Annotated in this window: 20 protein-coding genes; 6 read left to right on the plus strand and 14 right to left on the minus strand. The window is 71.5% G+C overall.

Annotation, left to right across the window (positions count from 1 at the left end; translation table 11 throughout):
- From ABTX62_RS19640 to ABTX62_RS19700, 13 genes are all read right to left on the minus strand, one after another.
- Positions 1–844, minus strand: an 844-nt coding sequence (locus ABTX62_RS19640) for an SCO3242 family prenyltransferase (protein WP_352117427.1), incomplete at its 3' end; no start/stop codon positions are given.
- A 104-nt stretch (positions 845–948) separates the two neighbouring features.
- The gene (locus ABTX62_RS19645; RefSeq protein WP_352117344.1) at positions 949–2,133 is read right to left on the minus strand and encodes an inositol-3-phosphate synthase; all 1,185 of its coding nucleotides are present in this window, start codon (positions 2,131–2,133) and stop codon (positions 949–951) included.
- Between the two features lie 85 nt (positions 2,134–2,218).
- Entirely contained in the window at positions 2,219–5,941 is a 3,723-nt protein-coding gene (locus tag ABTX62_RS19650) for a ThuA domain-containing protein (protein ID WP_352117345.1), read from the minus strand.
- A gap of 263 nt (positions 5,942–6,204) precedes the next feature.
- Positions 6,205–7,203 carry a sugar phosphate isomerase/epimerase family protein gene (locus ABTX62_RS19655; RefSeq protein WP_352117346.1) on the minus strand — a complete coding sequence of 333 codons (999 nt, stop codon included), beginning with the start codon at positions 7,201–7,203 and terminating at the stop codon, positions 6,205–6,207.
- A 13-nt stretch (positions 7,204–7,216) separates the two neighbouring features.
- The gene (locus ABTX62_RS19660; protein ID WP_352117347.1) at positions 7,217–8,428 is read right to left on the minus strand and encodes a Gfo/Idh/MocA family protein; all 1,212 of its coding nucleotides are present in this window, start codon (positions 8,426–8,428) and stop codon (positions 7,217–7,219) included.
- A gap of 55 nt (positions 8,429–8,483) precedes the next feature.
- Positions 8,484–9,530: a substrate-binding domain-containing protein gene (locus tag ABTX62_RS19665; RefSeq protein WP_352117348.1), complete on the minus strand. Its 1,047-nt coding sequence runs from the start codon at positions 9,528–9,530 to the stop codon at positions 8,484–8,486.
- Between the two features lie 17 nt (positions 9,531–9,547).
- Positions 9,548–10,567 (minus strand): ABC transporter permease, encoded by a 1,020-nt coding sequence (locus ABTX62_RS19670; RefSeq protein ID WP_283971026.1) that lies wholly within the window; start codon positions 10,565–10,567, stop codon positions 9,548–9,550.
- Positions 10,564–12,081, minus strand: a complete 1,518-nt coding sequence (locus ABTX62_RS19675) for a sugar ABC transporter ATP-binding protein (RefSeq protein WP_352117349.1) — start codon at positions 12,079–12,081, stop codon at positions 10,564–10,566. The genes ABTX62_RS19670 and ABTX62_RS19675 overlap by 4 nt, the downstream gene beginning before the upstream one ends.
- Positions 12,082–12,202: 121 nt before the next feature.
- Positions 12,203–13,384: an ROK family transcriptional regulator gene (locus tag ABTX62_RS19680; protein ID WP_352117350.1), complete on the minus strand. Its 1,182-nt coding sequence runs from the start codon at positions 13,382–13,384 to the stop codon at positions 12,203–12,205.
- A gap of 201 nt (positions 13,385–13,585) precedes the next feature.
- Positions 13,586–14,263: a GntR family transcriptional regulator gene (locus ABTX62_RS19685; protein ID WP_352117351.1), complete on the minus strand. Its 678-nt coding sequence runs from the start codon at positions 14,261–14,263 to the stop codon at positions 13,586–13,588.
- Positions 14,264–14,426: 163 nt separating this feature from the next.
- Positions 14,427–15,365 (minus strand): beta-ketoacyl-ACP synthase III, encoded by a 939-nt coding sequence (locus ABTX62_RS19690; RefSeq protein WP_352117352.1) that lies wholly within the window; start codon positions 15,363–15,365, stop codon positions 14,427–14,429.
- Between the two features lie 206 nt (positions 15,366–15,571).
- Positions 15,572–15,712 carry an MFS transporter small subunit gene (locus ABTX62_RS19695; protein WP_283971031.1) on the minus strand — a complete coding sequence of 47 codons (141 nt, stop codon included), beginning with the start codon at positions 15,710–15,712 and terminating at the stop codon, positions 15,572–15,574.
- Positions 15,681–17,015, minus strand: a complete 1,335-nt coding sequence (locus tag ABTX62_RS19700) for an OFA family MFS transporter (protein ID WP_352117353.1) — start codon at positions 17,013–17,015, stop codon at positions 15,681–15,683. Before ABTX62_RS19700 ends, ABTX62_RS19695 begins: the two co-directional genes overlap by 32 nt.
- Positions 17,016–17,273: 258 nt before the next feature.
- Between ABTX62_RS19700 and ABTX62_RS19705 the strand changes: the two genes are divergently transcribed.
- The 5 genes from ABTX62_RS19705 to fdhD are packed head-to-tail and all read left to right on the plus strand — an operon-like array spanning position 17,274 to position 23,746.
- Positions 17,274–18,245: a 2-dehydropantoate 2-reductase gene (locus ABTX62_RS19705; protein ID WP_352117354.1), complete on the plus strand. Its 972-nt coding sequence runs from the start codon at positions 17,274–17,276 to the stop codon at positions 18,243–18,245.
- Positions 18,242–20,167, plus strand: a complete 1,926-nt coding sequence (locus ABTX62_RS19710; protein ID WP_352117355.1) for a molybdopterin oxidoreductase family protein — start codon at positions 18,242–18,244, stop codon at positions 20,165–20,167. The genes ABTX62_RS19705 and ABTX62_RS19710 overlap by 4 nt, the downstream gene beginning before the upstream one ends.
- A gap of 6 nt (positions 20,168–20,173) precedes the next feature.
- Positions 20,174–21,997, plus strand: a complete 1,824-nt coding sequence (locus ABTX62_RS19715) for an NAD(P)H-dependent oxidoreductase subunit E (RefSeq protein ID WP_352117356.1) — start codon at positions 20,174–20,176, stop codon at positions 21,995–21,997.
- The gene (locus ABTX62_RS19720; RefSeq protein ID WP_352117357.1) at positions 21,994–22,854 is read left to right on the plus strand and encodes a 2Fe-2S iron-sulfur cluster-binding protein; all 861 of its coding nucleotides are present in this window, start codon (positions 21,994–21,996) and stop codon (positions 22,852–22,854) included. The genes ABTX62_RS19715 and ABTX62_RS19720 overlap by 4 nt, the downstream gene beginning before the upstream one ends.
- Positions 22,855–22,861: 7 nt before the next feature.
- Positions 22,862–23,746, plus strand: a complete 885-nt coding sequence (gene fdhD, locus ABTX62_RS19725; protein WP_352117358.1) for a formate dehydrogenase accessory sulfurtransferase FdhD — start codon at positions 22,862–22,864, stop codon at positions 23,744–23,746.
- Positions 23,747–23,851: 105 nt separating this feature from the next.
- On the opposite strand, the gene ABTX62_RS19730 is transcribed toward fdhD, so the two are convergent.
- Complete coding sequence (locus ABTX62_RS19730; RefSeq protein ID WP_352117359.1) at positions 23,852–24,289, minus strand: MarR family winged helix-turn-helix transcriptional regulator; 438 nt, start codon at positions 24,287–24,289, stop codon at positions 23,852–23,854.
- Between the two features lie 124 nt (positions 24,290–24,413).
- Here ABTX62_RS19730 and ABTX62_RS19735 point away from each other — a divergent pair, with 124 nt between their 5' ends.
- Positions 24,414–25,331 carry a quinone oxidoreductase family protein gene (locus tag ABTX62_RS19735; protein WP_352117360.1) on the plus strand — a complete coding sequence of 306 codons (918 nt, stop codon included), beginning with the start codon at positions 24,414–24,416 and terminating at the stop codon, positions 25,329–25,331.
- The last annotated feature ends 201 nt before the right edge of the window (positions 25,332–25,532 follow it).

Below are 25,532 nucleotides of genomic sequence, written 5' to 3' on the forward strand. Positions count from 1 at the left end.
GGGCGGTGGCGAGCGGCGCTACCCCGTCCTGCCAGCGACGCCGGGCGGCCCGGGAACCGATCGGCCCGAGGGCGGTGGCGAGCGGCGCTACCCCGCCCTGCCAGCGACGCCGGGCGGCCCGGGATCCGATCGGCCCGAGGGCGGTGGCGAGCGGCGCTACCCCGCCCTGCCAGCGACGCCGGGCGGCCCGGGATCCGATCGGCCCGGTGGCGGTCGCCTGCCGGGGGCGTTTCGGTTGGGCAGCGGAGGGCCGTGTCATCAGCCGGGTGAGCAGAGCGGTCGTCGCGAGGGCCGCCAGGGGTGGCAGGGGTGAGCCGCCCTGTGCCTCCTGGCGGGAGACCGTCGTGACGGCCAGGGTGTGGGTGCCGAGGAGGGCGGCGGAGGGAAGCGCCTCGCGGGTACGGCCAGTGGTGGCCGCGGCTCCCAGAAGCAGGTCGAGGCCGCGGGCCGCTCCCATGGCCACGGGTCCTGCAGGTGTGTGCTTCAGGACGAGGTCGTACGCCCAGACGGTCGCCGCCAGGGGTGCGGCGACGGCCAGGGCCGGACGGCCGGCGCGCGCGGCCAGGGCCAGTCCGGCTCCGGTGAGGGCGCAGGCCGCCGTGAGGGCGGCAGCCGGGCGGATGCGGCCGGAGGGCAGGGGGCGGTGCGGGCGTTCGACGGCGTCCACGTCGCGGTCGGCCCAGTCGTTGAGGGCCATGCCGGCCTCGTACAGGCACAGGGAGGAGGCGATGGCGAGCAGGGTGCGCGAGCCGGGTGCCGAGCCGGTGGCGGCCGTACCGGCCAGGGCGTCCCCCGGGACACTGAACAGGGCGGGCAAGCGCAGGAGTTCGGCCCAGGCGCGAATCCGGTGGGAACGGTCGGCGCAAGGGCGGGGGGCCGGGTCGCCGGTGGCTTCCGGATCGGCGCAGGGCGCACCGCCGGGGCACCCGCAAGGGCTCTCGCGCAGCGTCACGGCGCTTCCCCCGTCTCCTCGGAGCGCCTCCCCGGCCGCGTGCCACCGGCCTTTCCACCGGCCTGCGCAAGCCTTCGCCCGAACCGGACGAGCGCCTCGTACTGCTCCGACAGTCCCGGGGGCCCGTCCCCCACCGGGTCCTTGAAGTAGAAGCCGAGGGCATCGAGTGGGCCGGACAGCCCCGTCTCGTGGGCGCGGGCGGTCAGGCGGGCCAGGTCCAGCACCAGAGGCGCCGCGAGGGCCGAGTCGCAGCCCTGCCAGATGGTCTGGAGGATCATGCGGGTGCCGAGGAAGCCGTCGAAGGCGATGTGGTCCCAGGCGGTCTTCCAGTCGCCGAGGGCGGGGACGTCGTCGATGTGGACCTCGCCCTCGGGGACGGTGCCGAGGGTGTCGGCCAGGACGCGTTCCTTGCCGGCGTTCTTCGCCGCCGCGGCGGCCGGGTCGGCGAGCGCCGCCCCGTCGCCGCCGCCGAGCAGGTTCGTGCCGGACCAGGCCCGGACCCTCAACGCCCGTTGCGGGAACATCGGGCCCAGCACGGCCCGCAGCAGTGTCTGACCGGTCTTGCCGTCCCGGCCGGCGAAGGGCAGGCCGCTCCCTTCGGCCTCGCGGGCGGCGACGGGGTGGTGCATGCCCTCGGAGGGGGTGAAGTTGACGTAGGGGCAGCCCGCGCGCAGGGCGGCCAGCGCGTACAGGGTGCTGGCGGGCAGTGGGGCGCCGGGCCCCTGGCAGGCGGGTTCGGTGGAGGCGACGTTCACCACCACGGCCCGCTCCAGTGCGTGGCGGTGCAGGAAGTCACGGATGTCGTGGGCGAAGGCCGTGATCAGGTCGGCCTCGCTCCTGGTGTCCCCCGGGGCGGGGCCGCCGGGCCTGATCTCCCGGTCGGCGGCGGTGAGTTCGGAGGCCACGGCGGTGGCGACGCCGGGTGGGAGGACGCCGCCGGCGGTCAGGGTCTCGGCGCGTTTGGGCAGGGGGCAGTCGAGGGTGTCGTGGCCGCCGAAGACCAGGTCGGACAGGGCGGGCAGGCCGCTGTCGGTGAATGCCGGTGTTTCGGTCACCATGCCGGTGGGCGGGTGCAGTCCCGCGGCGACGGCGGCGCACCCCGTGACGACGGTGGTGGCGACGGAGCCTCGGGCTCCGATCAGCCACACCCCCACACGGGGTCGGGAGAGGGACGCGGACATGGGCAGCCTCCTGGTCGTACGCGAACCCGGGGGGAGAGGGAGGAAGACGGCGGGCGGAAGTCCGGCGTCCCCCGCCCGCCGCCGTTCAGTCGCCCTTGACGGGCAGTTCCTTGAGCTGGATGTCGCGGAAGGAGACCTGGTCGTCGGCGCCGTGGTTCTGCAGGCCGATGTAGCCGTCGGTCAGGCTCCGCCGGGGGTCCTTGTTGGTGAAGTCGTTGATCTCGACTCCGTTGAGGAACACCCGGAGGCGTTCGCCCTGGACCTTGATCTCGTAGGAGTTCCACTGGCCGGGCGGCCGCAGAACCTGGTCACGGGCCTTGATGTTCGCCGACTTGAAGGAGTAGACGGAACCCGTGGTGCGGTCGGGCGCGTCCGTGGCGTCGATCTGGATCTCGTAGCCCTTGTTCACGGCGGACCAGGGGTCGTCGGAGGCGGGGAAGCCCACGAAGATCCCCGAGTTGTCGTCGCCCCGCATCTTCCAGTCGAGCTTGAGCGAGTACGACTTCAGCTCCTTGGCCTGGTACCAGAGCAGTCCCATGCCGCCTTCGGACTCCATCACGCCGTCCTTGACGACGAACGTGCCGGGGCCGGCCTGCTTCCAGCCGTCCAGGGTCTGGCCGTTGAAGATCTTCCGGTAGTCCTTGCTCGGCTTGCAGTCCGCCTTGACCTGGCCGGTGGCGTACTGGAGGCCGCCGAGCAGGTGGGCGCGGAAGGCCTCGTCGGCGTAGGACTCCTTGGTGTGGCCGCCGCCGGTGTAGAAGGACCGGCCGCCGCCGTAACTCTGGCACCAGGCGATCGGGTGGTCGCCCTTCATGGTGCCGCCCTGGTAGGTGGTCTCGTCCAGGGTGGCGAGGATCTTGGCCTGCTCACGCGGGTTGGTGCGGTAGTTGTACCACTCGTCGGTGCGCTCCCAGGCCTCGCCCAGGTGTGCGGTGGACGGGTGATCGTGGTCCTCGACGCGGACGGTGGCCTTCTGGATGGCCGGGTGCGAGTGGAAGTAGGCGCCGACGAGGCCGCCGTAGAACTCCCAGTCGTACTCGGTGTCGGCGGCGGCGTGGACGCCCATGTAGCCGCCTCCGTTGCTGACGTAGTTCTCGAACGCCTGCTGCTGCTCGGCGTTGAGGACGTCACCGGTGGTGGACAGGAAGGCGACCGCGTCGTACTTGGCGAGGTTGGCCGTGGTGAACTGCCGGGCCTCCTCGGTGGCGTCGACCGTGATGCCCGCGGGAGCGCCGAGCTCCTTCAGCGCGGTGATGCCGGCCGGGATGGAGTCGTGACGGAAGCCGGCGGTCTTGGAGAAGACGAGGACCCTCTTGCCGCCCTTGAAGGGCTCCTTGGAGAACTCGAAGTCGTCCACGTCGAACAGCGCGCCCTCACCGCCCTTGAAGACCAGGTAGATGTCCGTGGTCTTCCTGGGCAGCGACCGCAGCGGCACGTCGACGTTCTGGAACGTCTCCCAGCCGCCGGTCGGCGGGATGTACGCCGAACCGTGCAGCGGACCCTCGGGCGAGCCGGTGCGCAGCTCGACGAAGCCGCCCGCGCCGCCGGAGGACGCCCGCACGGTCATCTTCCTCTGCCCGTCGAACCGGTAGGGGGAGAAGGAGATCCAGTCGCCGTCGTCGATGTCGCCGACGGTCTTGCCGCCGTTGGCTCCGGCCTTGTCGATCACCGACACACCCGACCGGGTGGTGAAGTGCTCGCCCTGGCGGTGCGGCGGCTGGAGCACGGTGCGGGCGGTGCCGGTCAGTTCCTCCTGGCCGCTTGCCCCGCCGTCGGTGTAGGCGGCGCCGACGACGCCGTAGATGTTGGCGTTGGGGTCGTGTCCGCCGTCACCGGCGGGCGGCTTCAGGGTGCCCTCGCAGCCCATCTCGCTGGTCAGCTCGTGGGCGTGGGAGTCGTGGCCGAGGCTGTAGGTGACCTTGACCTTGGAGCAGTCGACGGTCTCCTCGGGGTCGGTGACCTTCACCTTGAACGGGACGGGCCGGCCCAGGGCGGACAGGCTGCCGTTGGCCGGGGTCTCGATCGTCACCTTGGGCTCGGTGTTGCCGACCACGATCCGGACGCTGGCGTTGCCGGTGTTGCCCTCGGGGTCCTTGGCGGTGAAGGTGGCGCTGTAGGTGCCGATCTTCTTGTACCGGTGGGTGGGGTTGAGGCCCTCGCCCTTGGTGCCGTCGCCGAAGTCCCAGCTGTAGGTGAGGTTCGGGGAGTCGGCGTCCTTGGCGGATCCGGTGAAGGTGACCTTCAGGCCGGCCGCTCCGGACGCCTTGTCGGCGCTCGCCTCGGCGATGGGCGAGAAGCCGTCCTCGGCGCTCTCGATCCGGTACAGCGCGGAGTTCTCGTCGCCCTGGAACCAGGAGACGCCGTAGTCGAGGACGTAGAGCGCGCCGTCGGGGCCGAACTCCATGTCCATGATCTGGGTGCCGGTCCAGGGGAAGTCGTTGATCTTCGCGACGGTCCCGTCCGCGTTCTGTTCGATGCGCTTGATCCAGCGGCGGCCGAACTCACCGGCGAAGAAGTCGCCGTCGTAGGCCTCGGGGAACTTCACGCTGGAGTCGAGTTCGGGGTCGTAGCGGTAGACCGGGCCGGCCATCGGGGACTCGGAGCCGCTGCCGAACTCGGGCACGGAGCCGCCGTCGTACGGGATCCAGGCGGCCTGCGCGGGCGGCAGGTCGACCAGGCCCGTGTTGTACGGAGAGGTGTTCTTCGGGGCGTCGCAGTCGAAGGTCTCGCCGGACTGCTTGGTGGCGAAGTCGTAGTCGATGTAAGGGTCGTTGTCGCCGGTGCAGAAGGGCCAGCCGAAGTTGGCGGCCTTGGTCACCTTGGCGAACTCGACCTGTCCGCCCGGGCCGCGCTTGGGGTCGGCGGCGCCCGCGTCGGGGCCGTAGTCGCCGACGTAGACGGTGCCGGTCTTGTCGTCGACGCTCATGCGGAACGGGTTGCGGAAGCCCATCGCGTAGATCTCGGGGCGGGTCTTCTCGGTGCCCGGGGCGAAGAGGTTGCCCTCCGGGACGGTGTAGGAGCCGTCCTCGGCGACCTTGATGCGCAGGATCTTGCCGCGCAGGTCGTTGGTGTTGCCGGAGCTGCGGCGAGCGTCGAAGGCCGGGTTGCGGCCCGGCCGGTCGTCGATCGGCGTGTAGCCGTCGGAGGCGAAGGGGTTGGTGTCGTCGCCGGTCGACAGGTAGAGGTTGCCGTCCGCGTCGAAGTCGATGTCGCCGCCGACGTGGCAGCAGATGCCCCGGGAGGCCGCGACGTCCAGGACCTTCTTCTCGCTGGACATGTTGAGCGTGCCGTTGGCGTTGAGGACGAAGCGGGAGAGGCGGTTGACGCCGTCGAACTTCTTGAAGTCCTCGGCGGTGCCGGTCTCGGGGGCGTCGCCCACGGGGGTGTCCAGCGGCGGGGCGTAGTAGAGGTAGATCGCCCGGTTGTTCTTGAAGTCCGGGTCGATGCCGACGCCTTGGAGACCTTCCTCGTCGTGGCTGTAGACGGGGATCTTGCCGGCGACCCTGGTGACGCCGCCCTGGTCGGTGAGGCGCAGCGTGCCGTCGCGCGAGGTGTGCAGGACGCTGCGGTCCGGGAGCACGGCGAGCGACATCGGCTCGCCCGTCTCGGGTTCGCCCTTGGCGAGCGGCACTTGCTGGAACTGGCTCTCGGCGGCCGCCGGTTCGTCGTGTTCCGGGTGTCCGGGGTGGGCGCCGGCGACGGTGGCCGGGGTGCCCACGGCGAGGAGCAGGCCGGTGAACAGGGCGACGGTGGTGCGCAGTCCGGGCCGTCTGGGGGTGCGGGTGCTTCTGAGTCTGGTTCTGTGCACGAAGTCCCTCCGGGAACGGGGTGGGCCGTACGGGGTGGGTGCGTGGACGTGCGGTGCGGGTGCCGGGGTGCGCAGTCACCCCGGAGGTGCTTGTGTCCTGAACACATCAAGGACGGTAACCGCGTCCGTCCGGGGCGAACACCCCTCGCGAACGACTCGGTCGAACGTCCCCCCGCCTCAGGACAGAGCGGGATCCGGGCAGGTCGGAGGGGTGATCGGCGTTGCCGCCGGTCCCCGCTCCCGACCAGCGCCGGGCGCGCTGTTCAGCTGTTGAACGCGGCGTCGAAGGACGCGCTGGGCGGATCGAAGTCGAACGCCTTGAGACGGTTCAGGGCCTCGGGGGCACCCTGGAGCCGGTCCATGCCGGCGTCCTCCCACTCGACCGAGACCGGGCCCTGGTAGTCGATGGAGCGCAGCATCCGGAAGACGTCCTCCCACGGGACGTCCCCGTGCCCGGCGGAGACGAAGTCCCAGCCGCGCCGCGGATCGCCCCAGGGCAGATGGGAGCCGAGCCGGCCGTTGCGTCCGTCCAGGCGCTTGCGGGCCTCCTTGCAGTCGACGTGGTAGATCCGGTCGCGGAAGTCCCAGAGGAAACCGACCGGGTCGAGGTCCTGCCACACGAAGTGCGAGGGGTCGAAGTTCAGGCCGAACGCGGGGCGGTTTCCGACGGCCTCCAGGGCGCGCTGGGTCGTCCAGTAGTCGTAGGCGATCTCGCTGGGGTGCACCTCGTGCGCGAACCGCACGCCCTCGGCGTCGAAGACGTCCAGGATCGGGTTCCACCGGTCGGCGAAGTCCTGGTAGCCGCGCTCGATCATCGTGTCCGGGGCGGGCGGGAACATGGCGACCAGGTGCCAGATGGCGGAGCCGGTGAAGCCGATGACCGTGTTCACGCCGAATGCGGCCGCGGCCCGGGCGGTGTCCTTCATGCGCTCCGCGGCCCGCCGCCGGACCCCTTCCGGATCGCCGTCGCCCCACACCGCTCCCGGCACGATCGCCTGGTGGCGTTCGTCGATGATGGCGTCGCAGACGGCCTGGCCGACCAGGTGGTTGGAGATCGCCCAGCACTTCAGGCCGTACTTGTCGAGGAGCTGGCGCCTCGACTCCAGGTAGGAGGGGTCGCTCAACGCCTTGTCGACCTCGAAGTGATCGCCCCAGCAAGCGAGTTCGAGGCCGTCGTAGCCGAAGTCGCGGGCCAGGCGGCAGACCTCCTCCAGAGGCAGGTCCGCCCACTGGCCGGTGAACAGGGTGAAGGTGCGCGGCATGCTCGGGGCCTCCTCAGAGCGAGATCGGCGTGTAGACGGAGTTCTTCTCGGCGCTCTCCTCGACCGCCGCGAGCACGCGCTGCACCTGCAGCCCGTCGGCGAAGGAGGGTTCGGGGCGGCGGCCCTCGGCGATCGCGTGGACGAGGTCGCGTGCCTGGTGGACGAAGGTGTGCTCGTAGCCGAGGCCGTGGCCCGGCGGCCACCAGGCCTCCAGGTAGGGGTGGTCGGCTTCGGTGACGAGGATCCGGCGGAAGCCGGCCTCGGCGCCCGGTTCGGTGCCGTCGTGGAAGGACAGCTCGTTGAGCCGCTCCAGGTCGAAGGCGAGCGAGCCGCGCTCCCCGTTGAGTTCGATGCGCAGGGCGTTCTTGCGGCCGGTGGCGTAGCGGGTGGCCTCGAAGGAGGCGAGGGCTCCGGAGAGGAAGCGGGCCGTGAACAGGGCGGCGTCGTCGACGGTGACCTGGCCGGTGCCGGCGGACGTGACGGCGGACAGCCCGCTGGTCGCGCCGGTGGGCAGGGGCCGTTCCCTGACGAAGGTCTCGGTCAGTGCCGAGACACCCGCCAGCGGCTCCCCCACCAGGTACTGCGCGAGGTCGACGATGTGCGCCCCCAGATCGCCCAGCGAGCCCGCGCCGGCCTGCTCCCTGCGCAGCCGCCAGGTCAGCGGGAACGCGGGGTCGACCAGCCAGTCCTGGAGGTACGTCACGCGCACGTGCCGCAGCCTGCCCAGGCGGCCCTCGGCGACCATGCGGCGGGCCTGGGCGGTGGCGGGCACCCGGCGGTAGTTGAACCCGACCATCGCCACCTGGCCCCGCGTGTGGGCCTCTTCGGCCGCCAGCGCCATCGAGGTGGCTTCCTCGACGGTGTTGGCGAGAGGCTTCTCGCACAGGACGTGCTTGCCCGCGGCCAGGGCGGCCAGGGCGATCTCGGCATGGCTGTCGCCCGGGGTGCAGATGTCGACGAGGTCGACGTCGTCCCGTTCCACGAGGGCCCGCCAGTCGGTCTCGGTGGAGGCCCAGCCGTGCCGGTCGGCCGCCGCGCGGACGGCGGCGGCGTCTCGGCCGCAGATCACGGCCTGCACGGGGTTCAGCGGCAGGTCGAAGACGCGGCCCGCGGTGCGCCAGCCCTGTGAGTGGGCGGCGCCCATGAAGGCATAGCCCACCATCCCCACGCGCAGGGGCGGCTTGCCTTTCTCGGTCCCTTCCGACGGCTGCTGCGGCTGTCCCATACGGGTGTCCTCCTCGTCCTGGTCGGGGTGGCGCACGTGGGGGGTGCGGGGTGGCTCACTTGAAGCCGGTGGACATGTACTGGTCGACGTTGGTCTTGTCGACGACGGCCGAGTAGAGCGTGAGCGACGACGGGATCTCGAACTCGGCGAGTCCTTGGATGCCCTTGCTCTGGCCGAGGGCCCGTGCGAGGTCGATCGCGGAGGCCGCCATGGTCGGCGGGTACAGAACGGTCGCCTTGAGGACGCCGTCGTCCTGCTTGATGGCCTGGAAGGCGGAGAGCGCGCCGGCGCCGCCGACCATCAGGAAGTCGTCGCGCCCGGCCTGCTCGATGGCGCGCAGGGCGCCCACACCCTGGTCGTCGTCGTGATTCCACAGCGCGTCGAAATTCGACTGCGCCTGGAGCAGCTGGGCCATCTTGGCCTGCCCCGACTCGACGGTGAACTCGGCGGCCTGCCGGGCGACCTTCTTGATGTTGGGGTAGTTCTTCAGGGCGTCGTCGAAGCCCTGGGTGCGCTGCTTGGTGAGCTCCAGGTTGTCCAGGCCCGCCAGTTCGATGACGCGGGCGCCCGACGTGCCCTTCAGCTTCTCGCCGATGTAGTGCCCGGCGTTGAGGCCCATGCCGTAGTTGTCGCCGCCGATCCAGCAGCGGTACGCCTGCGGGGAGTTGAAGATCCGGTCGAGGTTGATCACCGGGATGCCGGCGCGCATCGCCTTGAGGCCGACCTGGGTGAGGGCCTTGCCGTCGGCGGGCAGCACGACCAGGACGTCGACCTTCTTGTTGATGAGGGTCTCGATCTGGCCGATCTGCTGGGCGGTGTCGTTGGAGCCCTCGGTGATCTCCAGGGTGACGTCGGAGTACTTCTCGGCGCGGCTCTTGGCGTTGTCGTTGATGGCGTTGAGCCAGCCGTGGTCGGCCTGCGGTCCGGCGAAGCCGATGGTGACCTGCTTGCCGGGCTTGTCGTCGGCGGCCGGCTGGTCGTTGCCCGCCGGCTCGTCCTTGGCGTCGGACGGCTCGTTGCTGGTGCACCCCGTGACGAGGGCACCGGCGGAGACGGCGGCGGCCCCGAAGAGCAGACCTCTGCGGCTCGTGATCTCTGGCATGGCGGGGAACCCTTTCCTCAGGTCGTGCTCGCGGTACGGCGCTGGACCAGCACGGCGGCGACGATGATCGCGCCCTTGGCGATCTGCTGGACGTCGCTCTGCAGGTTGTTCAGGGCGAAGATGTTGGTGATCGTGAAGAAGATCAGGACGCCGAGGACGGAGCCGGTGATGGTGCCCCGGCCGCCGGTGAGCAGGGTGCCTCCGATGATCGCGGCGGCGATGGCGTCGAGTTCGTAGAGGTTGCCGTTGGTGTTCTGGCCCGAGCCGGACAGGACGATCAGGAGGAAGGCGGCGATGCCGCAGCACAGCCCGGACAGCAGGTAGAGGTAGAGCCGCTGGCGGCGGACGTCGATGCCGGCGAGCCGGGCGGCCTCCGGATTGCCGCCGACGGCGACCGTGCGGCGGCCGAAGGTGGTGCGGTTGAGCACCAGCCATCCGATGACCGTCACGACGGCGAAGACCAGGACCAGTGGCGGGATGCCGAGGACGTAGGCGTCGCGCTCCCCCAGGTCGAGGACGGACGGCACCGTGACGATCTGTGTCTTGCCGTCGGTGATCTGCAGGGCGAGGCCGCGGGCGGAGGCCAGCATCGCGAGGGTGGCGATGAACGGCACCATCGCGCCGTAGGCGATGAGCACTCCGTTGACCAGGCCGCAGCCGACTCCGACGACGATCGCCGTGAAGAGGATGCCGGCGAAGCCGTACTCCTGGGTGGCGACGGTGGTGGCCCACACGGAGGCGAGGGCGACGATCGCGCCGACCGACAGGTCGATGCCGCCGGAGATGATGACGAAGGTCATGCCGACGGTGACGACGCCGACCACGGAGGCCTGGGTGAGGACCAGTTGCAGGTTGCGGGTGTCGAGGAACTCGTCGGGTTTGGTGATGCCGCCGACGAGGATCAGCGCGGCGAGCACGCCGAGCAGGGAGAGGGTGCGGATGTCGGCGCGGGCCGGCAGGCCGCGCCAGGCGGGGGGCCGGGCCTGCGGCACCTTGTCGGTCGTGCTGTCCCGCGGCGGGGAGACGGGCTGCGTCATGACGCCGGGCTTCCTTCCATGACCAGGTCGAGTACGCGGTGTTCGTCGAGTTCGCGCGCGGGTGCCGTGTGGACGACACGGCCCTCGCGCAGCACCAGGACGCGGTCGGCGAGGCCGAGCACCTCGGGCACCTCGCTGGAGACCAGCAGCACGGCCAGGCCCTCGTCGGCCAGCCGGCGGATGACCGCGTAGAGCTCGGCGCGGGCGCCGACGTCGACGCCGCGGGTGGGTTCGTCGAGCAGCAGCACCTTGCAGCCGCGCAACAGCCAGCGGGCGAGGACGGCCTTTTGCTGGTTGCCGCCGGACAGGGTGCGCACGGGCACGGACGGGTTGTCCGGCCGGAGCGACAGTTCGCGGGTCGCGGCCCGGGCGGCGCCGAGTTCGGCGCCCCGGTCGATCCAGCCGCCGCGGGAGAAGCGGGACATGGACGAGACCGACACATTGCGGGTGACGGATTCCAGCATCAGCAGGGCCTGCGCCTTGCGTTCCTCGGGAGCGAGCCCGAGTCCGGCCCGGACGGCGGCCTGTACGCTGCCCGGCTTCAGGGCCTTGCCGCCGATCAGCACCCGACCGGTCGTCGGTTTGCGGGCGCCGTAGACGGTCTCCAGGATCTCGGAGCGGCCCGAGCCGACGAGTCCGGCGAGGCCGACGATCTCACCCGGCCGCACCTCCAGGTCGAACGGTTCGAACTCCCCGCGCCGGGAGAGCCCTTGGACCGTCAGTACGGGTCCGGCGGTCGGCGGTGCGACGGGCCGCTCCGGGAAGACGTACTCGACGTTGCGGCCCGTCATCAGCGAGACGACCTCGCGGGTCGGGGTCGACTTCGCCGGGAGCCCGTTCGCCACCGCCCGGCCGTCCTTGAGCACCGTCACCCGGTCGCCGATGCGGCGGATCTCCTCCAGGCGGTGCGAGATGTAGACGACGGCGACTCCGGCGGCGGTGAGGTCGCCGACGATGCGGAAGAGGTTGTCGACCTCGTCCGGGTCGAGGGCGGCGGAGGGCTCGTCCATCACGATGAGCCGTACGTCGTGGGAGAGCGCCCGGGCCATGGACACGATCTGCTGCTGCGCCGCCGGCAGCTCCCCGACGAGCCGGGCCGGATCGATCTCGGCATGCCCGAGTCGTTCGAGCAGAGCGGCGGTTGACGTCTTGGCCGCCTTCCCGCGGACGACGAATCCCGCGGCGGTCGGCTCATGCCCGAGATGGACGTTCTCGGCGACGGACAGGTGGTCCACCAGGTCGAGTTCCTGGTAGATGGTGGCGATGCCGAGGCGCATGGCCGCGAGGGGCGAGCGGAGCGCGACCTCCTCGCCGCGCCAGCGCAGACGGCCGGTGTCGGGCTGGTGGGCGCCGGCCAGGACTTTGATGAGGGTCGACTTGCCGGCTCCGTTCTGGCCGAGCAGGCAGTGCACCTCACCGGCCTGGACGTCGAGGTCGACGCCGTCGAGGGCCCGGACTCCGGGGAACGACTTGGTGATGCCGGACATGCTGAGCAGCGGTGGTTCTGGTGCCATGCGGATTCCCCTTGGCGGGCGGGCCGGTGTCAGGGCGCTTGTCGAGCAGGCGGGTTTCAGGGCAGGGCAGAGCAGGGCGCTGTGCTGGTGAGCCGTGCTGGTGAGCCGTGCTGTGAAGGGACTACGCGGGTGAGAACAGGTGGTCGCTGATGAGCCGGGCCGCGCCGATGACTCCGGCGGTGGGGCCGAGCTCTCCCAGGACGATGGGCAGGTTGCCGGTCGCCAGAGGCAGCGACTGGCGGTAGACCTGGGTGCGGATCGCGGCGAGCAGGGTGTGGCCGAGGCCGGTCACCCCGCCGCCGATCACCACCAGGCCCGGGTTGAAGAAGCTGACCAGGCCGGCGATGACCTGGCCGGTGCGGTTGCCGCCCTCGCGGATCAGATCGAGGGCGGTGGCGTCACCGGCGGAGGCCGCGGCGGCGACGTCGACAGCGGTGAGTCCGCCGTTGGTGTCCAGGCGCGAGGCCAGGTCGACCGAAAGGCCCTGCTGGGCGGCCTCCGTGGCGTCCCGGGCCAGCGCGGCGCCGCTGAAGTGGGCCTCCAGGCAGCCCCGGTTGCCGCAGGCGCACGGGCGGCCGTCGGGCACGGCCTGGATGTGCCCGATGTCGCCGGCGCTGCCCGTCGTTCCGCGGTAGACCTCGCCACCGACGACGATGCCGCAGCCGATGCCGGTGCCGATCTTGACGCAGAGGAAGTCACCGACGCTGCGGGCGACGCCCGCGTGCTGCTCCCCCAACGCCATGAGGTTCACGTCGTTGTCGACCATGACCGGGCAGCCGAGTTCCTGGCTGAGCGCCTCTCGCACGGGGAAGCCGTCCCAGCCCGGCATGATCGGCGGTGCCACCGGGATGCCCTCGGGGAAACGGACCGGACCCGGAACGCCGATGCCGGCGCCGTCGAACCCCTCCGCGAGCCCGGAGGCCCTCAATTTCGCGGCCATGGCCAGGACCTGCTCGAAGACCGCGACCGGGCCCTCGCGCACGTCCATGGGCTGGTTGAGGTGCCCGAGGGTCTCCAGCTCGGCGTTGGTGACGGCGACGTCGATCGAGGTCGCGCCGATGTCGACGCCGAGGAAGCGCAGCTCGGGGTTGAGCCGGACGTTGTGGGAACGGCGGCCGCCGCGCGAGGCGGCGAGCCCGTCGGCCACGACCAGACCCGTCTCCAGCAGCCGGTCCACCTCCACGGCCAGCTTGGACCGCGAGAGGTCGACCTGATCGCCCAGCTGGGCACGGGAGTTGGGTCCGCCGTCGCGCAACAGCGTGAGCAGTCGGGCCTGATGGGCGTTGGCGGGTCGTGCGGTCATACGTCTCACGAGCCCCTCCCCGCCTCGATCGGCCTGCGCGCGCCGGTTTTCCGCCACCTCGGTGGCTTGCTTTCGGAGGGAACGTAGCAGCGGCTGCCGGAGGTGGGAAGAAGTCGCGCAGGAATTGCCCTCTACTTTTTCCACTCACAGGACAAAGGCGCGGTGACGGGTGCCTCGCGGCACAGGACGCCCGTGGTGGCGCTACGAGCCCGCCCGCGCGTGGTACGACCGTCGTGTGTGCTCCGTGTGGGCGCGCATCAGCTGGGTGGCGCGCTGTTCGTCCCGGTCGGAGATGGCGGCGATCAGCTCGCGGTGTTCGATCCAGGACTGGTGGCCGCGCCGACGGGCCACCGGCGTGTAGTACCAGCGCACGCGCCGGTCGACCTGGGCGGCGAGTTCCGCGAGGACCGCGTTGCCGGCGAGCTCCATGATCTTGGCGTGGAAGCGGGCGTTCATCGCCACGGCCCCGTCCACGTCGTCGGCCTCCACGGCCTTCTCGCCCTCCGCGCACAACGCTTCCAGGGCGGCGACGCCCGCGCTGTTCGCGTTGGCCGCCGCGAGCCGGGCCGCCTCGGCCTCCAGGAGCGTACGGACCGTGAGGAGCTGGTCGGCCTCCTCCTCCGTCGGCTCGTGCACGAACGCGCCCTGCGCGGGCCGCAGATCGACCCACCCCTCGGTGTTGAGCCGCTGCAGCGCCTCGCGCACGGGTTGCCGGGAGACCCCGAGGTGCCCGGCGAGTTCGCTCTCGACGAGATGCTGGCCGGGCTGAAGCGCACGGGTGGTGATGAGTTCGAGCAGTGCCTCGTAGACACGGTCGCGCAGCGGACCCGGGCGTTCCAGCTTGGGTACCGCCCCCTGGGGCAGGCCTGTCGACAGCATCGCGGTCCCCCTCCTCGGCAGGGCCGTGCACAGTGCGGCGCCGGCCGGTGTCACCGCAGAGTCAGTATTGATTGTCTTTCGTCTACAGTCTACGGCGCCCCAGAGCCAGGGTTTCGGGGAGTTGACCGCGTCACACCACCCCTCCGCCAGGGGCGGCGCACGCTCAGGGGCAGCGCACGACCTGCCCCGCGTACGAGAGGTTCCCGCCGAAGCCGAACAGCAGCACCGGGTCGCCGGTGGTGAGCGCCCCCCGCTCGACCAGCTTCGAGAAGGCCAGCGGGATACTCGCGGCGGAGGTGTTGCCGGACTCGGTGACATCGCGCGCGACGACCGCGTTGACGGCTCCGATCTTCTCCGCGAGGGGTTCGATGATGCGCAGGTTCGCCTGGTGCAGCACGACCCCGGCGAGGTCGGCCGGCTCCAGCCCGGCCCGCTCGCAGGCCCGGCGCGCGATGGACGGGAGCTGCGTGGTGGCCCAGCGGTAGACGCTCTGCCCCTCCTGGGCGAAGCGCGGCGGGTTGCCCTCGATGCGCACCGCGTTGCCCATCTCGGGCACCGAGCCCCACAGCACCGGGCCGATGGCCGGCGCGTCGGCGGCCTCCACCACCGCGGCCCCGGCTCCGTCACCGACGAGCACACACGTGCTGCGATCGCTCCAGTCGGCCACCTCGGACATCTTGTCGGCCCCGATGACCAGCGCCCGGCTCGCGCCCCCCGCGCGGACGGCGTGGTCGGCGGTGGCCAGGGCGTGGGTGAAACCGGCGCACACGACGTTGAGGTCCATGGTGGCGGCCTGCGGGATGCCCAGGCGGGCCGCGACCCGGGCCGCCATGTTGGGCGAGCGGTCGACGGCGGTGGAGGTGGCGACCAGCACCAGATCGATGTCCGCCGAGGCCAGCCCGGCCGCCGCGAGGGCCTTGGCGGCGGCGTGGCCGGCCAGTTCGTCGACCGGCTCGTCGGGTCCGGCGATGTGACGGGTCCGGATGCCCACCCGGCTGGTGATCCACTCGTCACTGGTGTCCACGAGAGCCGCCAGGTCCTTGTTGGTGAGCACCTTGGCGGGCTGGTAGTGGCCGACGGCGGCGATGCGCGAGCCGTTCATTGGGTGGGTCCCCCTCGTTGCCTTGGGTAGCGGATCCACCAGTCTGATCAGTGACTCACGGGTACGACGGCAGCCAAGGCGACAGGAATCGAGCGCCGGGGTTGTCAGCTTCGGTCAGCAGCTCGGACGCCCGGACACCTGTCGACCGCCCACCCCGCACCCCGCTGCCCGCCCCGTACACCGGCGCCCCTCCCCCGCCCCGGCGGCTACCCGGTGAACAACTGCGTCGCCTTGCGGACGAGCTCGTACAGCCCGTAGGCGAGCGGGACGCCCACCCACACCCAGGCGAAGGCGATCAGCCACCGCCGGTCCGGGCTAGGCGGACTCTGACTGCTCTCGCCGGACATGGGCGGCCTCCTTCGGCTCGGGGACGTGGTGGCGGGGGTCGACGGGCCGCACCAGTTCGTTGGCGACGAAGCCGACGACGAGCAGCCCGATCATGATGACGAAGGACAGCCCGTACAGGGACGCGCCGTGCCGGCCCGCCTCCTCCTGCCGGTCGGCGATCCAGTTCACGATCAGCGGCCCGAGCACCCCGGCCGTGGACCAGGCGGTGAGCAGCCGCCCGTGGATGGCACCGACCTGGTACGTACCGAACAAATCCTTCAGATAGGCCGGAACCGTGGCGAAACCGCCGCCGTAGAAGGAGAGGATGACCAGCGCGCACAGGATGAACAGTGGCTTGGAGGAGTCGCCGAACAGGGCGATGAGCGCGTACATCAGCGCGCCGGCGCCCAGGTAGAGGCGGTAGATGTTCTTGCGGCCGATGAGGTCGGACGTCGACGACCAGCCGATGCGGCCCGCCATGTTCGCCGCCGACAGCAGCGCGACGAAACCGGCGGCGGCCGTCACCGACACCGGGGTGGAGGTGTCCGCGAAGAAGTCCGTGATCATCGGCGCGGCCTTCTCCAGGATGCCGATGCCGGCGGTGACGTTCATGCAGAGCACGAGCCACAGCAGCCAGAACTGCGGGGTGCGCAGCGCCTGGTTCGCGGAGACCTGCGGGCCGGTGGGGGCTTGTCGCGCGGTTGCCCGCGCCGCCGGGGCAGGACGCGGAACGCGGACCAGGAACACGCCCAGCAGCATGAAGACGGCGTACGACAGCCCGTGCACGAGGAAGGCGAGCGCGATGCCGGAGCTGTCACCGCCGAACGACTCCAGCATCTGCGCCGACCACGGCGAGGCGATGAGCGCGCCGCCGCCGAAGCCCATGATGGCGATGCCGGTGGCCATGCCGGGCCGGTCCGGGAACCACTTGATCAGCGTGGAGACGGGCGAGATGTAGCCGATGCCGAGACCGATGCCGCCGACGAAGCCGTAGCCGAGGACGATCAGCCAGTACTGCTCCAGGGACGCGCCCAGCGCGGAGAGCAGGAAGCCGGAGGAGAAACAGACCAGGGCGACGGTCATGGCCCAGCGCGGGCCGTTGCGCTCCACGAGCGTGCCGCCGAACGCGGCGGACAGGCCCAGCATGACGATACCCAGCTGGAAGGGCAGCGCGCTCTGCGTGCCGCTGAGACCGAGCGCGGACTCGAGGGGCGGCTTGAACACGCTCCAGGCGTAGGCCTGGCCGATGGAGAGATGTACGGAGAGAGCGGCGGGCGGGACGAGCCAGCGGCTCCAGCCCGGGGGCGCGACTGGGGGACTCATGAACCCCGGACGGTAGGCATCCGCGCGGGAGTTGAGAAGGCGGCGCGTCGACCGTATGCGGTGAACGGTATCCGGCATGCGCCGAACGGTCGGTGCGCGAACCCTTGCCGCCCCAACCTCCATACTGTAGACAATATTTCGTCGACACAAGCCGTCCGCGAGAAGGCCCGGCCCGCCTGTGCTGGGCGGGACGCGACCCGTGGGCGGCCGGACGGCAGCCACCTCCGCGGTATCCCTCGAACCGAACGGAGTGTTCCCGTGAAAGTCGCAGTTCTCGGAGCAGGTGCCATCGGCGCCTACGTCGGCGCCGCGCTTCACCGCGCGGGCGCCGAGGTGCATCTCATCGCCCGTGGACCGCATCTGGCGGCCATGAGGCAGCACGGAGTCCGGGTGCGCAGTCCACGCGGTGACTTCACCGCGCACCCCCACGCCACCGACGACCCGGCCGAGGTCGGCCCGGTCGACCATGTCTTCCTGGGCCTGAAGGCCAACGCGTACGCGGCGTGCGGGCCGCTGATCGCGCCCCTGCTGCACGAGACGACCTCGGTCGTCGCGGCCCAGAACGGCATCCCCTGGTGGTACTTCCACCGGCACGGCGGCCCGTACGACGGCCACCGTGTCGAGAGCGTCGACCCGGACGGCGCGGTCAGTGCGGTGCTCGCTCCCGAACGGGCCATCGGCTGTGTCGTCTACGCGGCGACCGAACTCGAAGGGCCGGGCGTGGTCCGGCACTTGGAGGGCACGCGGTTCTCCATCGGCGAACCCGACCGCAGCCGCTCCGCCCGCTGTCTCGCCTTCAGCGAGGCCATGCGGGAGGGCGGACTGAAGTGCCCGGTCGAACCGGACCTGCGCAGCGACATCTGGGTCAAGCTGCTCGGCAACATCTCCTTCAACCCGATCAGTGCCCTCGCCCGCGCCACCATGCGGCAGATGTGCCTGCACGGCGGCACCCGCAAGGTCATCGAGAACATGATGACCGAGACGCTGGCGGTCGCCGAGGCCCTCGGCTGCGAGGTCGGGGTCTCCATCGAGCGCCGGCTCGCGGGCGCCGAGCGGGTCGGCGACCACCGCACCTCCACGCTCCAGGACCTGGAGCGCGGCAAGCCGCTGGAACTCGACGTGCTGCTGGCGGCGGTCGTCGAGCTGGCGGAGATCACCGGCGTCGAGGTGCCCACCCTGCGCACCGTGCACGCCATCTCGGACCTGCTCGCGCTGAGGAGCGTCGCATGAGGAAACGCGACCGGACCCCCAAGACCTACACCCGGCTCACTCACCCGCTCGTCCGGGACTCCCGCGACGAGCCGTTCCGGCGGGCCACCTGGGAAGAGGCCCTGGACCGGGCCGCCGCGGGCCTCGGGCGCAACCGCGACGCCTTCGGCCTGTTCAGCTGTGCCCGCGCCACCAACGAGATGAACTACGTGGCGCAGAAGTTCGCCCGGGTCGTCATGGGCACCAACAACGTCGACTCCTGCAACCGCACCTGCCACGCCCCGAGCGTGGCGGGCCTGTCGGCGGCGTTCGGCTCGGGCGGCGGAACGTCGTCGTACGAGGAGATCGAGCACACCGACGTCATCGTGATGTGGGGCTCCAACGCCCGGTTCGCGCACCCGATCTTCTTCCAGCACGTGCTGAAGGGGATCAGGAACGGCGCCCGGATGTACGCGGTCGATCCGCGCCGGACGTCGACCGCCGAGTGGGCGGAGAGCTGGATGGGGCTCAACGTCGGCACGGACATCCCGTTGGCGCACGCGGTCGGCCGCGAGATCATCCACGCGGGGCTCGCGAACGAGGCGTTCATCGAGCGGGCGACCACCGGCTTCGAGGAGTACCGGGCGCTGGTCGAGCCGTGGACCCTGTCCCTCGCCGAGAAGGTGACGGGCGTACCGGCGGCGGCGATCCGCGAGCTGGCGCACGCCTACGCCCGGGCCGAACGGGCCCAGTTGTGCTGGACCCTGGGCATCACCGAGCACCACAACGGCACCGACAACGTCCGCGCCCTGATCAACCTGTCCCTGCTCACCGGGCATGTCGGCCGCTACGGCTCGGGGCTTCAGCCCCTGCGCGGGCAGAACAACGTGCAGGGCGGCGGCGACATGGGGGCGATCCCCAACCGGCTGCCCGGGTTCCAGGACATCCTGGACGCGAGCGTCCGGCTGAAGTTCGAGTCGGCCTGGAACACCGTGATCCAGCCGCACTACGGCCTGAACCTCACCGAGATGTTCGAGGCCATGGAGGACGGCTCGCTCAGGGCCGTCTACTGCATCGGCGAGAACCCGGCCCAATCGGAGGCGGACAGCGAGCAGGCCGTGCGGCGGCTGAGGGCCCTGGACTTCCTGGTCGTGCAGGACATCTTCCTGACGAGGACGGCCGAGCTCGCGGACGTCGTCCTGCCGGCCACCGCCGGCTGGGCGGAGACCGACGGCACGACCACCAACAGCGAACGGCGCGTGCAGCGCGTGCGCAAGGCCGTCACCCCGCCCGGCGAGGCCCGCGAGGACATCGACATCATCTGCGACCTCGCGGCCCGCCTCGGCCACGACTGGAAGTACGCCGACGCCGAGACCGTGTGGAACGAGCTGCGGTCCGTCTCACCCGACCACCACGGCATGACGTATGAGCGGCTGGAGGAGCACCAGGGCATCCAGTGGCCCTGCCCGAGCACGGACGGCATCGAACCCACCTATCTGCACGGGCGGTTGTGGGAGACCGACCCCGCACGGCGCGGCCCGCTCGCTCCGTTCGGGATCGTGCGGCACGACCCGCCCCTGGACCTCACCGACGAGCGGTACCCGATCCGGCTCACCACCGGACGGCGGCTCGACTCCTACAACACCGGTGTACAGAGCGGTGGTTACGCCTCGCCGCTGCGGCGCGGCGAGTTCATCGAGCTGAGCCCGGAGGACGCCGAACGCTACGGGGTCGTGGTCGGCGAGCACGTCCAGGTGACCTCGCGGCGCGGGTCGGTGACCGCTCCCGTGTGGGTGGACACCGCGCTGCGGCCGGGGCTCGCCTTCATGACCATGCACTTCCCGGACGAGGTGGACACCAACGCCCTGACGATCGAGGCGAACTGCCCGATCGCGGGGACTGCGGAGTTCAAGGCGTCGGCGATCCGGATCGAGAAGCTGCCCATCGCGACCATCGTGGGGTGAACGTACGTGGACCTGCGCTTCGGTGACAGCAAACCGACGGACGAGGAACGGGCGGCCGTCGACGCCCTGCTCGGGCCTCCCGAGTCCTCCTGGGAGGGCGCCGACCGCTCGGACGCGGATCTGCGATGGGCGCGTGGCGGGCGGGAGGCCAGGGACCGCCGCGACCTGCTGCTGCCGGGGCTGCACGCGGTCAACGACCGCATCGGCTGGATCAGCGAGGGTGCCCTCGACTACCTGTGCCGACGGCTGACCGTGCCGCCGGCGGAGGCCTACGGGGTCGCCACCTTCTACGCCATGTTCTCGGTCGAGCCGCGTCCGGCGACCGTGCTCCACGTGTGCACGGACCTGGCGTGCGCGGCGGCCGGGGCGCCGGAGCTGTGCGCCGGGATCGAGGAGCGGCTGGGCCTCGGCAGCGGGGTCAGTGTCGAGCGCAGCCCCTGCCTGGGCCTGTGCGAACGCGCCCCGGCGGCGCTCGCGATCAAGGCCGGGGACCCCGTCCGTACGGCGGTCTCCGCGCCGGCGACCGTCCGGGACGCCGTGCTCGCCGCGAGCTCACCCGACTCCGCGCCCGAGGAGCCGCCCGCAGCGCTGGCGGTGCCCCAGGCCGGGCAGGACGGCCTGATGCTGCTGCACCGCATCGGCGTGGTCGACCCGTGGTCCCTCGACGACTACCGCGCCCACGGCGGCTGCACCGCCCTGCGCCGGGCCTTCGCGCTGGGACCGGCCGGGGTGATCCGCGAGGTCGCCGACTCGGGCCTGGTCGGGCGCGGCGGCGCCGCCTTTCCCACCGGCCGCAAGTGGCAGGCCGCGGCCTCCCAGCCCGACCGTCCGCACTACCTCGTCTGCAACGCCGACGAGTCCGAGCCGGGCACCTTCAAGGACCGGGTGCTCATGGAGGGCGATCCGTACGCGCTGATCGAGGCGATGACGATCGCCGGATACGCGACCGGCGCCCACCGGGGCTACCTCTATCTGCGCGGCGAGTACCCGCGCGCCCTGCACCTGCTGGAGCACGCGATCGCGCAGGCCCGTGCGCGCGGACTGCTCGGCGACGACGTCCTCGGCCAGGGCTACGCCTTCGACATCGAGATCCGGCGCGGCGCGGGCGCCTACATCTGCGGTGAGGAGACGGCCCTGTTCAACTCCATCGAGGGCTACCGGGGCGAACCGCGCTCCAAGCCGCCGTTCCCGGTGGAGAAGGGCCTGTTCGGCAAGCCGACGGTCGAGAACAACGTGGAGACGCTGGTCAACGTCCTGCCGGTGTTGACCATGGGCGCCCCGGCGTACGCGGCGATCGGCACCGGCCGCTCCACCGGGCCGAAGCTGTTCTGCGTGTCCGGGAGCGTGGAACGGCCCGGTGTCTACGAGGTGCCGTTCGGCGCGACGCTGGGGGAAGTACTCACGCTGGCCGGGGTGCGTGACGGGCTGCGGGCGGTGCTGCTGGGCGGGGCGGCCGGCGGGTTCGTCCGCACCGACGAACTGGACATCCCGCTCACCTTCGAGGGCACGCGCGAGGCCGGCACCACCCTGGGCTCCGGAGTCGTCATGGCCTTCGACAGCGGCGTTCCCCTGCCCCGGCTGCTGCTGCGCATCGCCGAGTTCTTCCGCGACGAGTCGTGCGGGCAGTGCGTGCCCTGCCGGGTCGGGACGGTGCGGCAGGAGGAGGCGCTGCACCGGATCGTGGAGCGCACGGGCGCCGACGCCGCCGGGGACATCGCGCTGCTGCGGGAGGTCGGCCGCGCCATGCGGGACGCCTCGATCTGCGGTCTCGGGCAGACCGCGTGGAACGCCGTGGAATCCGCCATCGACCGTCTGGGGGCGTACGAATGACCGTCACACCGCTGGGCATCCCGCGCCGGATGCTGGAGTTCACCCTCGACGGCGAGCAGGCCCGGGTCCCCGAGGGCTCGACCGTCCTGGATGCCTGCCGGGCGGCCGGGAAGGACATCCCGACCCTGTGCGAGGGCGACACCCTGCGGCCGAAGAACGCCTGCCGCGTCTGTGTCGTCGAGGTGGAGGGGGCCAGGACGCTCGTTCCGGCCTGCTCCCGCGAGGCCGAGCCGGGGATGGAGGTGCGCACGGACACCGAGCGCGCCCGGCACAGCCGCAAGGTCGTCCTGGAACTGCTCGCGTCCTCGGTCGACCTGTCGACGACACCGGAGGTCGCCGGGTGGCTCAAGGAGTACGAGGCGAAGCCGGACCGCTTCGGCCCGGACGCGGCGCGGCTGAACGAGGAGCCGAGGGTCGACAACGACCTGTACGTGCGCGACTACGACAAGTGCATCCTCTGCTACAAGTGCGTCGGCGCCTGTGGCGACCAGTGGCAGAACTCCTTCGCGATCTCGGTCGCGGGACGCGGTTTCGACGCCCGGATCGCCGTGGAGCACGACGCGCCGCTGACCGACTCGGCGTGCGTGTACTGCGGGAACTGCATCGAGGTGTGCCCCACGGGTGCGCTGTCCTTCAAGTCCGAGTTCGACATGCGTGCGGCGGGTACGTGGGACGCGTCACGGCAGACGGAGACGACCACGGTGTGCGCGTACTGCGGAGTGGGCTGCAATCTGACGCTGCACGTGCAGGACAATGAGATCGTGAAGGTCACCTCACCGCACGACAACCCGGTGACCCACGGCAACCTCTGCATCAAGGGCCGCTTCGGCTACCAGCACGTACAGAACCGGGACTGATCAGGACATGGGACGAGTCACGGAACGACGCAAGGTTCTCCGCATCCGGGACGGAGCGGTCTCCAGCCGTCCCGACACGCTCGTCGCCGAGGAGCCCCTGGAGATCCGGCTCAACGGCAAGCCCCTGGCGATCACCATGCGCACCCCGGGGGACGACTTCGCGCTGGCGGCGGGGTTCCTGGTCAGCGAGGGGGTGCTGGCCGGGCGGCAGGACCTGCGGAACATCGTCTACTGCGCCGGCGCGACGGCTGGGGGCACCTCCCGCTCGAGCGGAGCCGAGAGTGGGGGAGGCTCGAACACGTACAACGTGGTCGACGTGCAGACGGCCCCCGACGTGGTGATCCCCGACATCACACTGGAGCGCAACGTCTACACCACGTCCTCCTGCGGCCTGTGCGGCAAGGCGTCGCTGGACGCGGTGCGCACCACGGCCCGGTGGCCCATCGCCGACACTCCCCCGGTCCGGATCAGCCCCGGACTGCTCGCGAGCCTGCCCGACCGGTTGCGCGCGGCCCAGCGGGTCTTCGACCGGACCGGTGGCCTGCACGCTGCGGCCCTGTTCTCCGAGGAGGGCGAGCTGCTGGACGTCCGGGAGGACGTGGGCCGGCACAACGCGGTCGACAAGCTGGTCGGCCGCGCCCTGCAGAACGGGGACCTGCCGCTGTCGCGGGTGATCCTGCTCGTGTCGGGCCGGGCCTCCTTCGAGCTGGCGCAGAAGGCCGTGATGGCCGGCATCCCCGTGCTGGCGGCGGTGTCGGCCCCGTCCTCGCTGGCGGTGGATCTCGCCGCCGAGACGGGTCTGACGCTGGTGGGCTTCCTGCGGGGCAGCTCCATGAACGTGTACGCGGGTGAGGACCGGATCGCCCTGCGGGCCGCGGCCGCCCAGGGCTGAACCGGTTCCTCCGCGACACGGCGGCGGGGCCCCGACCGGCGGGGAGCGCCCCCTGCGCCGCAGGGGCCCCGTCTCGGCCGCCTTCGCGAAGACACGGGAGCGTCGTCAGTCCGCCGTGCCGGATATCCGCAGCAGCATCCCCGTGAACTGCTCCCGCTCGGCCGCCGACAGCGGTGCGAGCAGTTCGTCGTTGGCCGCGCGGGCCGCCTTCTCGCAGCGCTTCAGCAGCCGTGCTCCCCGCTCCGTGAGGGACACCGCGTTCTTGCGGCGGTCCACCGGGTCCGGCTCGCGTAGCACCAGGCCCGCCGACTGGAGGTCGTTGAGGACGCCGACCAGATCCTTGGGGTCCAGCCGTACCCCGCGGCCGAGGTCGGCCTGCGCGACGGGACCGAGGTCGCGGACGGCGGACAGCACCACGTGGTGCCACATCCGCATGTCCTCCTCGGCCAGCGCCTCGGCCACCAGGGCCCGGCCGCGGGCGGCGGCGCGGCCGAGCAGCCAGCTGGGCAGGGAGCGGATCGCGGGGAGGGGGGCTTCCGACATGGCCGCAGCCTAACCAGTACATCGTTGGGTGTTCCCATGATCCTCCTATACCGTTGGGGTCCCCAACGACTCCGCTGGAGACCCCGACGACTCCGTCGGGAAGTCCGACGACCCCGGAGGTGCGATGCGCCGTATCCGCTACGAATCCCGAGGCGGCCCCCTCTTCGTGGAGGAGGCCCCGCTGCCCGAGCCCGGCCCCGGAGAGCTGCTCGTGCGCGCGGAGGCGATCGGCGTCACGCTTCCGGTGGTACGCAAGGTCACCGAGGCGGCCGAGCCCGTCCCGCTCGGCGGTGAGATCGCCGGGCAGGTCGTGGCCGTCGGCGAGGGTGTCACCCGGTTCGGCACCGGCGACCGGGTGACCGGTCTCTGCCTCGGCCACGGGTATGCCGACGTCGCGCTCCTGCACGAGGCCGTGGCCTCCCCGGTTCCGGGGGACACCGGCGCCGTGGACGCGGTCGCCCTGGTCCGCAGCGGCCTGGTCGCCCTCGGCGCCCTGGAGGCGGCCCGCCCCCAGCCGGGCGAGGCGACCCTGGTCACCGCGGCCGCGAGCGGCGTCGGCCACCTGGCCGTGCAGCTGGCCAGGACGCGCGGCGCCGGACGGGTCGTGGGAGCCGTCTCCGACCCGTCCAAGGCGGGTTTCGTCAGGGCCCTCGGCGCCGATCACGTCATCTCCTACGGCGACGGCAGCTGGGGCACCCCGGTCGACTACGTGCTGGACGCGGTCGGCGGGGAGCTGCTCACCCGCGCCCTGCACGCGCTGGTCCCCGAGGGGCGGCTGGTGGCCTACAGCTCGGGCGGCGGCACCATCCAGGCGTACGACCTGCTCGTGGACGCCAAGTCGGTGATCGGGTTCCAGATGGCCCGGGTCGCCCGGGGGAAACCGGAGCTGTACGAGCAGTGGCGTGAGGAACTGTGGCGGCTGTTCGCGGCGGGCGAGGTCAAGCCCGTCGTCCACGCGGAGTTCGCCCTGGAGGACGCGGCCCGGGCGCACGCGGAGATCGAGGCCCGGGTCAATCTGGGCAAGGTCGTCCTGATCCCCTGACGGACGATTCTTGGGGGGTCCGAGAGGCCGAGGACCGTCTGTGGCCCAGACGTTGGACGCGGAATGTCCGGTTGAGCGGATGTCAGTTCCATGCCCCGGTGGTCCGGCCGACAGACGCCTGGAGGGCTGGTCGCACCATGCCGTCAAGTCTTCGCGCACGTCTGAGATCCGCCCTGACGGCCACCGCCGCCGGGGCGCTGC

Source organism: Streptomyces sp. NPDC096046, assembly GCF_040303285.1.
In the GTDB taxonomy this organism is placed as follows: domain Bacteria; phylum Actinomycetota; class Actinomycetes; order Streptomycetales; family Streptomycetaceae; genus Streptomyces.